This is a genomic window from Pedobacter nototheniae, assembly GCF_004335085.1.
Lineage (GTDB): Bacteria > Bacteroidota > Bacteroidia > Sphingobacteriales > Sphingobacteriaceae > Pedobacter > Pedobacter nototheniae.
In genome coordinates, this window is sequence record NZ_RQRS01000020.1 from 34,176 (window position 1) to 46,708 (window position 12,533).

Annotated in this window: 10 protein-coding genes; 6 read left to right on the forward strand and 4 right to left on the reverse strand. The window is 34.0% G+C overall.

All coding sequences use genetic code 11. The annotated features are described in order from the left end of the window. Nucleotides 1–44 precede the first annotated feature (44 nt). The 3 genes from EHC72_RS16645 to EHC72_RS16655 all read left to right on the forward strand — a co-directional run bounded on the left by EHC72_RS16645 (nt 45) and on the right by EHC72_RS16655 (nt 5,723). Nucleotides 45–1,385 (forward strand): histidine-type phosphatase, encoded by a 1,341-nt coding sequence (locus EHC72_RS16645; protein WP_131538843.1) that lies wholly within the window; start codon nt 45–47, stop codon nt 1,383–1,385. A 109-nt stretch (nt 1,386–1,494) separates the two neighbouring features. Then, the gene (locus tag EHC72_RS16650) at nt 1,495–4,308 is read left to right on the forward strand and encodes a TonB-dependent receptor (RefSeq protein ID WP_131538844.1); all 2,814 of its coding nucleotides are present in this window, start codon (nt 1,495–1,497) and stop codon (nt 4,306–4,308) included. A 26-nt stretch (nt 4,309–4,334) separates the two neighbouring features. Next, complete coding sequence (locus tag EHC72_RS16655; RefSeq protein WP_131538845.1) at nt 4,335–5,723, forward strand: hypothetical protein; 1,389 nt, start codon at nt 4,335–4,337, stop codon at nt 5,721–5,723. A gap of 84 nt (nt 5,724–5,807) precedes the next feature. Here EHC72_RS16655 and EHC72_RS16660 read toward each other — a convergent pair whose 3' ends face one another. The 3 genes from EHC72_RS16660 to EHC72_RS16670 form a co-directional block, all read right to left on the reverse strand. Then, complete coding sequence (locus EHC72_RS16660; RefSeq protein WP_131538846.1) at nt 5,808–7,553, reverse strand: ABC transporter ATP-binding protein; 1,746 nt, start codon at nt 7,551–7,553, stop codon at nt 5,808–5,810. 57 nt (nt 7,554–7,610) lie between these two features. Then, a complete protein-coding gene (locus EHC72_RS16665) occupies nt 7,611–8,366 on the reverse strand; it encodes a class I SAM-dependent methyltransferase (RefSeq protein WP_131538847.1) in 756 nt (251 codons plus the stop codon). Nucleotides 8,367–8,483: 117 nt separating this feature from the next. Next, nucleotides 8,484–9,149 (reverse strand): phosphatase PAP2 family protein, encoded by a 666-nt coding sequence (locus EHC72_RS16670; RefSeq protein ID WP_131538848.1) that lies wholly within the window; start codon nt 9,147–9,149, stop codon nt 8,484–8,486. 182 nt (nt 9,150–9,331) lie between these two features. Here EHC72_RS16670 and EHC72_RS16675 point away from each other — a divergent pair, with 182 nt between their 5' ends. Next, the gene (locus EHC72_RS16675; RefSeq protein ID WP_131538849.1) at nt 9,332–9,577 is read left to right on the forward strand and encodes a cold-shock protein; all 246 of its coding nucleotides are present in this window, start codon (nt 9,332–9,334) and stop codon (nt 9,575–9,577) included. Nucleotides 9,578–10,028: 451 nt separating this feature from the next. On the opposite strand, the gene EHC72_RS16680 is transcribed toward EHC72_RS16675, so the two are convergent. Next, nucleotides 10,029–10,379, reverse strand: coding sequence for a hypothetical protein (locus EHC72_RS16680; RefSeq protein ID WP_131538850.1), 351 nt, complete (start codon nt 10,377–10,379; stop codon nt 10,029–10,031). A 252-nt stretch (nt 10,380–10,631) separates the two neighbouring features. Between EHC72_RS16680 and EHC72_RS16685 the strand changes: the two genes are divergently transcribed. Beyond that, on the forward strand, nt 10,632–11,849 hold the full coding sequence (locus tag EHC72_RS16685; RefSeq protein WP_131538851.1) for a sterol desaturase family protein: 1,218 nt from the start codon (nt 10,632–10,634) through the stop codon (nt 11,847–11,849). Continuing rightward, the gene (locus tag EHC72_RS16690) at nt 11,839–12,531 is read left to right on the forward strand and encodes a lysoplasmalogenase (protein WP_131538852.1); all 693 of its coding nucleotides are present in this window, start codon (nt 11,839–11,841) and stop codon (nt 12,529–12,531) included. Before EHC72_RS16685 ends, EHC72_RS16690 begins: the two co-directional genes overlap by 11 nt. Nucleotides 12,532–12,533 lie beyond the last annotated feature (2 nt).

The window sequence follows — 12,533 nt, forward strand, 5'->3', positions numbered from 1 at the left end:
TTGATGGGTTAGCAAGCAAATAAGCTGATGCACTTTTAAGCACCATGAAGAATACTTTAACTACATTATTTCTATCTTTTACTTTTGTATGTGCCTTTGCACAGAAAAATCCTCAGGCATTAGGTACCAAAACATTGTATAAACCATTGCAGCAAAAATACGCAGCTGTGCCAAATGGATATGAAGTAGCATATATAAATTATGTGGGAAGGCATGGTGCAAGGCATTTAACTAAGGATGTAGCAAAATCTTTTGCATGGAAAGTTTTACTTAAAGCCGATAGCTTAAACGAACTAACAAGTGCAGGTAAAGAATTAAAAACAGCAGTAGTAAATCTTCAAAAGGTAGAGATTAAACACCTTGAATCTATTTCTGTGGTAGGCGCAAAGGAGCTTGAAAATATCGCTAAAAGATTATACTTAAACCAAAAGTCTTTATTTAAATCTGATGTTAAACTTTTGGTTGCTACCACAAAAAAAGGCAGAACAAAAGAAAGTGCAGAAGCTTTTTTAACGGGTTTAAAACAGGAAGATCCAAATGCGGTTAAAGATGTTAAGTTTAATTATGCTGATGATGACAATTTGAGATTTCATGATTTTTCTAAAACCTACGATGAATTTAAAGAGAGCGGCTCGTGGTTAAAAACTTATAATCAATTAACAAAAGCCCTTAATCTTGAAGCCTTAACAGCCAATTTTACCTCTAAATTTTTTACAACAGGTTTTTATAAAGGACTTAGCGCATTAGATAAAGCCAATTTTACTGATGACATATGTGGGTTCTACGGTATTTTGCCCGCAATTCCGGCAGAGATTAAGGCAAATGGATTTACAGCTAACGATATTAATTTAAAAGCGTTTTTCGCTGTAAATGATTTGGCCAAACTTGGAAAGATAAACGATGCAGAAGATTTTCTTAAAAAAGCTCCAGGAACAAATAATGATGGCATACAGGTTAAAATTGCAGCAACATTACTGGCAGATTTTATTAAATCTACAGATGCATTTATCAAATCCAAACCTTATACAGCCGATTTACGCTTTGCACATGCGGAAACAATAGCACCTTTTGCAGCCATTTTAAATTTAAATGGAGCATCCACGGCAACAAATAATATTTTAACTTTTGATAAGATTTGGAAAGCTGAAGAAGTAGTTCCTTTCAGTTCAAATATTCAATGGATTTTTTATAAACAATCAGGTAAGCCTAATTACCTAGTTAAGTTTATGCTTAACGAAAGGGAAGTGGCTATTAACGGTTTAACAACCAAAACGTTTCCGTACTACAACTGGATAGCGGTACGTAAATTTTATATGCAGAAACTTAACAAATATGGTTACAAGCTTGATGGCAATGCACATGAGTATTTACTAAACGTTAAATAATCTGCATGCTTTAAATTAACATGGAAACAAATTGTTAACAATATATTAATATCTAATGAGGATTTAGTTTAAATACGGAGTCGTTTTTTGCAGGAAATATTAACCCCGCATGAAGAAACTCTTACTATCACTATTTATTCTCTCTTTTTCTTTTTTCACATTTGCCCAAAAAACCAATACAGTTAAAGGTGTTGTCTTCGATAAGAAAACAAATGAAACCTTGATAGGGGCTACAGTAACTTTAAAAAACGAAAGGAAAACCTACAAAATTTCGGTAAGTACAGGTTTTGATGGAAGTTACATTTTTAAAAATGTACCATCAGGCAAATACGAAGTTGAAGCCAAATTTATCTCTTATAAAGATGAAGATAAAGATTTTGAAATCAGCGGAGGCGAAACAAAAATTATTAATCTAAAGATAGAATCCAAAGATAATGCTTTAGATGAAGTTAAAATTGCAGGTAAAAGCGATGAAGGATCTGAGCGTAAATCACGCCAGATTGAAAGAAAATCTGATCAGATTTTAAATGCAGTTTCAGCAAAATCAATCGAATTATCACCCGATTTAACCATAGCCAATGTTACGCAAAGGGTTTCTGGTGTATCTATCGAAAGAAGTAATAACGGCGAAGGGCAATATGCCATTATTCGTGGTATGGATAAACGTTATAACTATACCCTGGTAAATGGCGTTAAAATTCCAAGTCCAGATAATAAAAACCGTTATGTGCCTTTAGATATTTTTCCTGCAGATATTGTAGATCGTATGGAGGTTTATAAATCCTTACTACCAAGCCAGGAAGGCGATGCAATTGGTGGCGGAATCAACCTCGTTTTAAAAGATGCACCTGATCGTTTTACCATCAGAGCAAATGCAGCTGCAGGATTAGCTGGTGCTTTCGGCTTAAATAATTTTACTGAATTTGATCATAGTCAAAGCGCTAAAAATTCTCCAAGAATAGCAAACGGAAGTAATTACGCAGCTCAAATTTCCGATTTCCCGAACGGACCACTTAACTATACAACAAAAAAATCTCCTGTATCATCCGTATTTGGATTAACCATTGGTGGAAGAAGTGCCGATAAGAAATTTGGTGTTTTAGGTGCTTTAAGTTATCAAAATACCTACCGCTCTACCAATTCGATATTTTACGATACTGATGTAGATCGTTCAAGCAATGAACCTGCTTTAAAAAGTGTTCAAAATAGAAGATATAGCACCCAGCAGGAGCGTACTGCTGTGCATACTAAATTTGATTATAAATTTAATAGCGATAATAAATTAGACCTTACCGCATCTTACATGAATTTAGGGCAAAACGAATTTAGATTTGCCAGTGATACAACCCTAAATCTTGGAAGAATTGGTAAAGGTACAGGCCGCGTAACAAATACTTACAGAAGTATTCGTACGGTACAAGAAATTTATAGCGCAAACTTACACGGTGAACACAAATTTGGCGATCAGTTTAAAATGAACTGGTCTGCTGTTTATGCTAAAGCCACCGCCAACCAGCCCGATAGAACTAATTTAACCATTGTTACTGGTAGAACAGGTTCTTTAGATGCTAACGGAAATGTAATTAATGTGGTGCAGCAGCCTGCATTGTTTAACTCTACAGGATCGGCGCAGTCCAGAATTTGGGCTAAAAACAGCGACGAAGACAAAGCGGGATACTTGAATTTTATCTACAGCCCTAAAATAGCAGGTAAGAAAGTAGAATTTAGCGTTGGTGGTATGTACCGCGATAAAAGCAGAGATAGCCAATATGATGATTATTCGCTAACAACAGGAAATAATACTACGCAGATTTATAATGGCGATATCAGTAGAAATACTTTCGCTGTTCAATCTACAGGAGGTACACCAGGAAACCCGTTAAATTATAGTTTTAAAGAAAAGGTTGCAGCTGGATATGCTCAGTTCAAATTTGATATTGGCGATTTACAAACCATTGGTGGTGTACGCTACGAAAATACAGATCAAAGTTGGATATCAGCCGTTGATCCCAATCAAATTACTGGCGCTGTAGGTTCAATTAAATACGGTGATTTATTACCTTCATTAAACTTTAAATATAAATTAAAGGATAATCAAAATTTACGTTTAACTTATTACTCCGCAATCAGCAGACCTGGTTTTTATGAGTTAATTCCACATTCTGAGTTAAATGAAGAATATACCGAAACAGGAAATCCTTTACTTAAACGTGCAACAGCTGATAATTATGATTTCAGATACGAATGGTTCCCGAAAGAATTAGATCAGTTGTTGGTAGGTGTTTTCTATAAAGACATTAAAAACCCGATAGAATATGCTTTGTATAACCAAGGGACATCTGTTTTTTATTCAGCAAATAATTTTGGAAATGCCCGTAACTACGGATTTGAGTTTGATGCGACCAAATACATCAATAAATTTGGTTTCAGAATAAACTATACTTACACAAACTCTAAAATTACCACTCCAAAAACAGTTTTATATCGTGATGCAGCAACAACATCTTTAACACAACGCACCGAAGAACAAAGCCGCCCATTACAAGGTCAGTCCAACCATATCGGTAATTTATCTTTATTATTTAAAGACATTAAATCTGGCTTTGATGCTCAAATTGCAGCAGTTTACACAGGTGCACGCATTTATACGGTATCTCCTTATTTAAACAATGATATTTGGCAAAAAGCATCAATACAAATTGATTTATCTGCAGAACAAAGAATTGCTAAAAGGTTTTCAGTTTATATGAAAATCAACAATCTTTTAAATACGCCATCAGAATTGGAAATAAGAAGACCATATAACATTACCCCAGAAACTATTAACCAAAAAGTTGACGACCAAGAAGTAGGTAAAAATGTATTTGTTCGCAAAGACCTTTATCAACAATTCTATTTACTTGGCTTGCGCTATAAATTATAATCACCAATAAAAAGCAAAAAGATATTATGAAGAATTTATTCAAAACATTTTTACTTGTTGGTTTAGTCATCAGTCTTGCTGCCTGCCATAAAGATGAAGTTTTAAAACTATCAGTACCCGTAATTCAATCGGGCGCATTAATTACTTCAGAGAATTTACCAGGCGGTAGCATTAAAGGAACTATGCAAAGTGGTAAAACTTACTATTTTGATAAGGATATTATTGTAAATGATGGCGATACACTTTTAATGCAAAGTGGCGTTACTTTAATTGCCCTCGGCGATGGATCAAAAGGTAAAGCCCCACAAATAACTGTAAACGGTACTTTTATTAGTTTAGGAACTAAAGAAAAGCCAAACTATATTACCGTTCAAAACGCAGCAACTTATCGTACTGAAGCTTCCACAGGTAAATATGATAACATATTTAAGGGAAGTTGGGGAGGAATTTTAGCTGTTCCTGCACCAATAACAGCAGAAAAGCCAAACCCAAAAGGTGGTGATTTAATTATAAAATGGACACATATAGAATTTGCAGGCGCAGCTTCTTACGGTAACGATCAATCTATTTATAAAGATGGAGATGCTCGTTATGCAATTTACTTCGGCAACATTACCAAGGATTTTATTTTGGAGGATAGCTGGGTTTTTGGAACAGCAGATGATGGTATTAGAACTGTTGGTGGTAAAATTGCCATTATGCGTAATACTTTTGAGCTTTGTGGTAAGGCGGGTGGTGAGTGTTTCAATATGAAAAGTGGTACCGTTGGCGATTTAGGTTACAACATGCTTATTGGTTCTGCTACAAATGCTTTAAAAGCGTCTAATTCGGGTGGCACAACCGTTCAATGTAATGTAAATATGTACAACAACACCATGGTTAATTGTGGCTTTCGCCAAACTAAAACTGGCCGTGGTGGATCAATAAACTATGAGCAAGGCGCAAGAGGATTAATCTATAATAACCTGATTGCAAACTGCCGTTTCGGTTTAAGAATTACTACTGATGCGGATAGGACCAACATTAAATACAATAACCAATTTTATTACGGAAGCACTACAGGTATTTTGGCTCAATTTTTAGCCACGGATGGAGCTGCTACAGCGCAAAGTGCAGATATTAAAAGCGCTAGTGCAAAAGATAAAAATCCATTATTTTTCAGCTATAATTTAGAGCAATTTGATTATGCAGCTAATCCTGGCCCAATTAGTGCCTCGGCGCAGCCAGCTTACCTGCTAACAATTGGTACATCTAATTTTAGTTTACAAACAGGTTCACCAATAAAAGGTAAAGGTAAAACAGATTTTGCGCCTTTAGCAGTGGTTAAAACAACGGGTAACTTTGGAGCAACAATTACCCAACCTGGAGCAGATTTAGGTGCTTTTCAAGCAGATGGAAGCGGTAACCAGCATTAGTAACCAATAAAATTTAAGAAGGTCAGCAATTATTTTGCTGACCTTTTTTTATGCCAAAAACCAAGAGTAGTCAATAAATAAACTTTACAACCTTCGTTCACCTATTTGCTGGCGCCACATTGAGTAGTATAAGCCTTGCTGTTTCAGCAATTCATCATGAGAACCAGTTTCGGATATTTTACCTTTCTCCAATACATAAATAGTATCCGCATGCATAATAGTCGAAAGTCTATGCGCAATTAAAATGGTCATTTGTTCTCTTCTATATGAAATTTCGCGTATGGTGCCTGTAATTTCCTCTTCCGTTAACGAATCTAATGCAGAAGTTGCCTCATCAAAAATAAGTAAGCGTGGCTTCCGTAAGAGTGCTCTGGCGATAGAAAGTCTTTGTTTTTCACCACCAGATAATTTCATTCCGTTTTCACCCAATATGGTATTTATTCCGTGAGATGCCTTGGCGATTAAAGCCGTTGCAGATGCTTTTCTTAAAGCTTCATTAATTTCTTCATCCGTAGCTGTAGGATTTACAAAAAGCATATTCTCTTTAATCGTACCCGCATATAATTGCGTATCCTGTGTTACAAAGCCAATCTGTCGGCGTAATGGATTATATCTGATTTTGACGGAACTAACATCATTAAAGTAAATTTCGCCGCTAACAGGAACATATAAGCCCACCAGCAACTTAACCAAAGTAGATTTTCCTGATCCTGATGGGCCTACAAAAGCAACAGTTTGCCCTGTTTTAATATCAAATGAAATATTATCGATCGCATTGTAGCCAGCGGTTTGATGCCTGAAAACTACTTGATTAAATTTTAAATCTTCTAGTTTACCTGTTTCAACAGAATTTTCTGGTCGTTGCTCAATAGGTTTATTCATTAATCTATCGAAATTATTTAACGATGCATCCGCTTCCCGGTACAAAATAATCATATTGCCTAAATCCTGAAGCGGCGTAAATATAGCGGTTGATATAAATTGCATAGCAATCAATTCGCCAGTGCTTAAAACCTTTCTAAAAATTAACCAAAGCAGAATAAATAATACCGATTGCTTAAGTAAACTAAGCATGTTTCCTTGAAGGAAGGAAAGCGTACTTACTTTTTTAGCTTTCAGCATTTCCAAATCAAATATTTTTAAAGTCTGTTTATTTAGTCTTCTGATTTCAGAAAAAGTTAAGCCCAAACTTTTAACCAGTTCAATATTTCGCAAGCTTTCAGTAATTACACCAGCTTGAGCATCTGCTTGTCTATTTATTGAACGTTGAATGGCTTTAATTTTTTTGGAAACAAGACCAGTAAGAGAGCCTAATAATAAAACGCCAACAAAGAAAACAGGTACTAAAAGCCAGTTTTTATTTAAGCTATACCAAAGTAGGAAGCTTACTCCAACCAGCGAAGAAAATAAAACATTGATAAATGAATTAATAAAGCGTTCTGCATCGGTTTTTACCTTTTGGAGCACCGCCAAGGTTGTTCCGCTTCTGCTTTCTTCAAACTCCTGAAAAGATAACCTTAAGGTCTGCTTTAACCCGTCGTTAAAAATATTCATGCCAAATTTGGCAACCGCTTTTCTGGTGATATACTCTTGAAATGATTTAAACAATTTGGCTAAAATTGCTATACCTAAAGCTAAAAGAAGCCAGGAAACTACTTCTCGAAGAAGTCCGCTTTCACTTAAATTATTTTTATTCGTTGCGTATTGGTCGATAATTTTTCCAAAAATTACTGGATCCAATAAATTGAGCAACTGTGAAGCAGCGGCGAGCAATAAGGATAAAAAAATTAAAACGCGATGAGGCTGAAGGTACTTCCACAATATTTTCATTAAGATGGGCTATTTTTAAAGATAGGAAAATTAAAGGGAAGGGCTTTGAAAAGCCGATCAGGAAATCTGTGCTAAATATAACCTGGTTTCGTATTCCATTTTTACCTGTCCGTTTTGTTCATGTTTATCAAATAACGCTTCCAATTCCTCAATCATCGGGTCATAATCCGGATGACCGATTAAAGGAACCGTTGAAAAAGATAACAGATAACCTTTTAAAGATGTTTTATCTAAAGTTTGACTATGGTAAAGATTTTGAATGGTAAGTTCGTGTGGCTCAAAAAATGCTTTAATATTTTCCAAATTGGCACGGTGAGGATGAACAACATCAGGTGCATATTTATCCTTTAACGATTGATATTCCTTTAGGAAATCCGTTCTATCTTGCAAAATATTCCAAATTAAAAGTGCATATGCACCTGGTTTTGCAATACGATCAAATTCCTTTTTGACTTTTGAAATTTCAAACCAATGGAAAGATTGTGCCGCGGTAATCAAATCTATACTTTGATTATCCAGTCCAGTATCTTCGGCTGTTCCATCGATGCTGTTAAAATTATCATAATGGCCCAATCTATTTTCTGCATGTGCACGCATATCTTCATTCGGCTCAATGGCTTTTAAAGAGTAGCCATGTTTTAGTAGTAAGGCAGAAAATATACCCGTACCTGATCCTATATCCGCAATTTTAGACTCTTTATTTAAACCTATAGTTTGTTCCAAATACGTTACAACAGCTTCAGGATATGAAGGACGATATTTTTGATAATCGTTTGAACGTTTAGAAAATCTGGTGGTCGAGGACAAATTCATGATCTAAAATGAGCTTTGGTAAACCACAAGTTTAACCATAAAAGTTTCACAAAAGTTTTTCGTAACCCTAATTTTATATTCTTGTTACATATTCTTTACATAAAGCCGTTACTAAGCTTAAGTGGCAGGTTTTGAAACACTATTGGACAAATAAGCTGCTTTATTTTTAAAATAGAAATAACAAAGTGGAAATAAACATATTAAACCAAGTAAAAACCCACCTAAAGTATCAGTAAACCAATGTGCACCCAAATATATACGTGAAATTGAAATACTAATGATTAAAAACGCCGAAATATAAGTTAAAACCAGTCGTGTAACCTTCGGAATATCCTTTAAAGTATTCATTAAAATAATTAAGAAACCAAAAAACAATACGTATGAAAGTACGTGCCCACTTGGGTAACTTTGAAAACGGAATACTTCAACCAATCTAACATTAAATCCAGTAGGGCGAGGGCGGTTAATGATACGCTTTATGCCTAAAATTATTAAGCCAGAAAACATAACCAATGCAATATATAGTGCTTCTCTTTTATAATTCTTAAAGTAAAAAATAGCTGCTACAATTAAAACGCAAATTAATGAAAAAGGGATTTCGCCAAAAATACTGATAGCAAGCATGATTTTATCCAACGCTTCCGAATGGTATTTCTGAATTAATAAGGAAACATCAATGTCAAATTTTAAAATGGGATGGTGAGCAACGAATATGCTTAGGGCAATAAAAGCAATAACAAGCAGAATAAATATGGCTACTAAAGCATTCCTTTTTGGTAACATAGGTGTAAATATTTGATGGAAGATAGAAAAGTCCAAATCTAAAAATTTTCTAACTGTTTAAATATTTAATCTTAAATACATAAACATTGTGTTTGATAACGTATAAGGTGTTATCCGTCAAGGATTTTAGGTCATTTGTCCAAAGTGTTTGGTAATATATACTAAAAATATAGACTTTTGTAATGAAAACGCTTATCTCCCTAAAAAACGAAATCATGCCTATTGGAATTGTAAAATGGTACGACTCAAACAGAGGATTTGGGTTTATAAGCACAGAAGATGAAGAAGAAGTAATCTTTGCTGATAGTGAAAAAATAATAGATGGAGCGCCTGAAGAATTAAAGGAAGGGATATACGTAGATTATCAAATTTCTTGCACCGAAAACGGGAGACAGGCCATTAATATTAAGATTTTGTTTGCCAACTAACTCATCAATTCTGATGAGTTTTTTTGTTTTATTTGTGATCTATATAATCCCGTAAAGCCACAAAAAGCTGGATATGTTTAAAATATTCGTCACGGAATTATATCCATCTATCAAGGATTATATGTAATCGGTATAAAGGATTAGTAGATTTCAAAAGGAATTATAATCTTTCGCTCGGATAATAAGGATATCTAAGCCTTGGACAGTTGGTAGGGTTCCATCTCCTGCCAACTAACCAGGCTAAATTTTAACTCAATCTCCATTTTTAACAATATACCTTTTAGAGGAACATTCCCTTAAATTTAAGGCTCTCTCCAACCAAAAACTGCCCACCTTAATAAGGTTGGGCAGATATGGTTATTAAATTTTAACTCTAAATCTTTAAAAAACCGAAAAAATTCCTGTACTAATTGAAAAGGATTTTTGACAAAAAAAAAGGAATTGAATTATTCTATTTTACTACAATTTGTTTAGGCTCGGTAACCACAATTTGAGCTTTGCCTTTAAATTCGGTAACAACACCAGTTACACAAATATTATTACCTAAATACATGCTTGCAGGCTCTGAAGGAAATTTACTTTGGTCTTCTTTATTTATTACAATTGTAATTAACTCTTTCGGAAAAGCGCCGCCAAGATTAATTAAATTTACTTTATCTAAGGCTTTAGTGCTATAAACAGAATCGCAGATGGTTACTGTTTTCCCAATATATTGAGCTGCATCCTTTGATAAAATTAAAGTTTGCCCTTTTGCAAAATACGATACAGAGACTATAAATAATAAAAGAGATAACTTTTTCATAAAGATGGGATGAATGTACGTGTGTGCAAACGAATATACCGATAGATTAGATTTTATAGATGTATTAATTTGCACTACAAAAGTATAAAGCAATTTAATATAAAACAAGCTATTGTTGGTAAGCACATAAATATTACAAAATATTAATTTTAATGAGGTGATTTTGTCGATTTTAAATTAATTTTAGGAAAGGATAATAATAATGATACTCTAATATATCATTAAAAGATTCTCAACTAACCAAATTTTACAATGAAAGTGGATTACATCGCACTCTCTGTACCCGTATTTTTTATTCTGATAGGAATAGAAGTGGTATATAACTTTTATAAAAAATTAAATTATTATCGGTTAAATGATAGCATTGCTAATTTAAGCCAGGGAATAGGGCAGCAGCTTACCGGCATTTTTATGAAAACAGCCTTATTTTTTGGCTATAAATATATTTTTGAACACTGGAGATTTTTCGATTTACCTAAAACAATTTGGATTTGGATTATCCTTTTTCTTGGAGTTGATTTTTTCTATTATTGGTTTCATAGAATGAGCCACCAAATAAATGCGTTATGGGCGGCGCATATTGTTCACCATCAATCAGAAGAGTATAATTTAACTGTTGCGCTAAGACAGAGTTGGTTTCAGGGGTGGTTTAGTTGGGTTTTCTACTTGCCTTTAGCTTTAATAGGCTTCGATCCACTTATGTTTTTAACGCTGAGCTCATTTAATACGCTTTATCAATTTTGGATTCATACACGTACAATAAAAAGTATGGGCATTTTAGAATACGTATTAAATACGCCTTCGCATCATCGGGTACATCATGGATCTAACCCAAAATATATTGATAAAAATCACGCTGGTACTTTAATTATATGGGATCGTTTGTTTGGAACATTTCAAAAAGAAGAAGAAGCGGTTTATTATGGCATTACCAAACCCCTTGCCAGCTGGAATCCTATTTGGGCAAACCTCCATTATTGGGATGATTTAGTGAAAGTAGCTAGAAAATCTCCAAAAATAAGTGACAAAATTAAGGTCTTTATTATGCCACCAGGATGGTTTCCTGCACATTTGGGTGGCTTTCAATCTGCAAGTGAAATAGATGAAAATACCTATCAGAAATATAACCCAAGGTATCATCCGAAATTAATTGGTTATGTGGCCACACAATTTATAGCAACTTTAATTATTGCATCTATTATTTTATTTTCTTACCATAAAATGGATTCTACTCCATTAATTTCTAGTGTTATTTATTGTATTTTAACATTAATTACCTGTGGGGCGTTATTCGAGCAAAGGAAATGGATTGTAAAATTTGAGTATTTCAGACTTATTTTGGGCGTAATACTTGTTTTGTTGTTGAAATATCCAGTCGGTTATCAAGTTATTTTTGGGGGCATTCAGTTAATATCCGTAATTTGGTTCTTCAATTTGCAAAAGGCAAACTACAAATCCCATGAAAACTAAGTTATTTTCTCTATCTTTTTTCTTCGTATTTATCATTCAACTTTATGCAGAATATGCAAGTAATGATCGTTTGCGAATGTTTTCAAAACCGCTAATTGTATTACTTTTAATGGCTTGGCTATATTCTAGCACAAGTTTAAAAGGTCGGTTTCATAAACGTATTTTTGCAGGATTAGTTTTTGGTTTAGCTGGCGATATTTTGTTAATGTATCAAAGTACAAATTCTAGTTTTTTTATTTATGGACTAATCGCATTTTTACTTTGTCACATTTTTTATATAAGGGCATTTATTCTTGATCACAAATCAAATCCCGACCAGAAAAACCCATATTTTTTATGGGCTGTACTAGTTTTTGGAGTTTTTTGTGCTGGTTTATTCTTTTACCTGCAACCAAATTTAGGTGCACTACAATTTCCAGTTTTAATGTATGCCATAATTATTTCATTTATGGCAATTATGGCTGTAAATCGATACGGGAGGGTAAATATTGCCAGTTTTAAACTGATTTTGTACGGAGCATTATTTTTTCTTTTATCGGATAGTACATTGGCATATAATAAATTTGTGCAGCCATTTGAACAAAGCGGTGCATTAATTATGGCTACTTATATGATTGCACAATATTTAATTGTTTATGGAACGATAGAACGGAGATTAGTCGTTACCAGAACGCCAGTTTAAAG

Bases quoted from the DNA above. Each gene is read 5' to 3' on its own strand.
- EHC72_RS16685 (WP_131538851.1), top strand. From the start codon at position 10,632: ATGAAAGTGGATTACATCGCACTCTCTGTACCCGTATTTTTTATTCTG.
- EHC72_RS16660 (WP_131538846.1), bottom strand. From the start codon at position 7,553: ATGAAAATATTGTGGAAGTACCTTCAGCCTCATCGCGTTTTAATTTTT.
- EHC72_RS16675 (WP_131538849.1), top strand. From the start codon at position 9,332: ATGAAAACGCTTATCTCCCTAAAAAACGAAATCATGCCTATTGGAATT.
- EHC72_RS16670 (WP_131538848.1), bottom strand. From the start codon at position 9,149: ATGTTACCAAAAAGGAATGCTTTAGTAGCCATATTTATTCTGCTTGTT.
- EHC72_RS16690 (WP_131538852.1), top strand. From the start codon at position 11,839: ATGAAAACTAAGTTATTTTCTCTATCTTTTTTCTTCGTATTTATCATT.
- EHC72_RS16680 (WP_131538850.1), bottom strand. From the start codon at position 10,379: ATGAAAAAGTTATCTCTTTTATTATTTATAGTCTCTGTATCGTATTTT.
- EHC72_RS16655 (WP_131538845.1), top strand. From the start codon at position 4,335: ATGAAGAATTTATTCAAAACATTTTTACTTGTTGGTTTAGTCATCAGT.
- EHC72_RS16665 (WP_131538847.1), bottom strand. From the start codon at position 8,366: ATGAATTTGTCCTCGACCACCAGATTTTCTAAACGTTCAAACGATTAT.
- EHC72_RS16650 (WP_131538844.1), top strand. From the start codon at position 1,495: ATGAAGAAACTCTTACTATCACTATTTATTCTCTCTTTTTCTTTTTTC.
- EHC72_RS16645 (WP_131538843.1), top strand. From the start codon at position 45: ATGAAGAATACTTTAACTACATTATTTCTATCTTTTACTTTTGTATGT.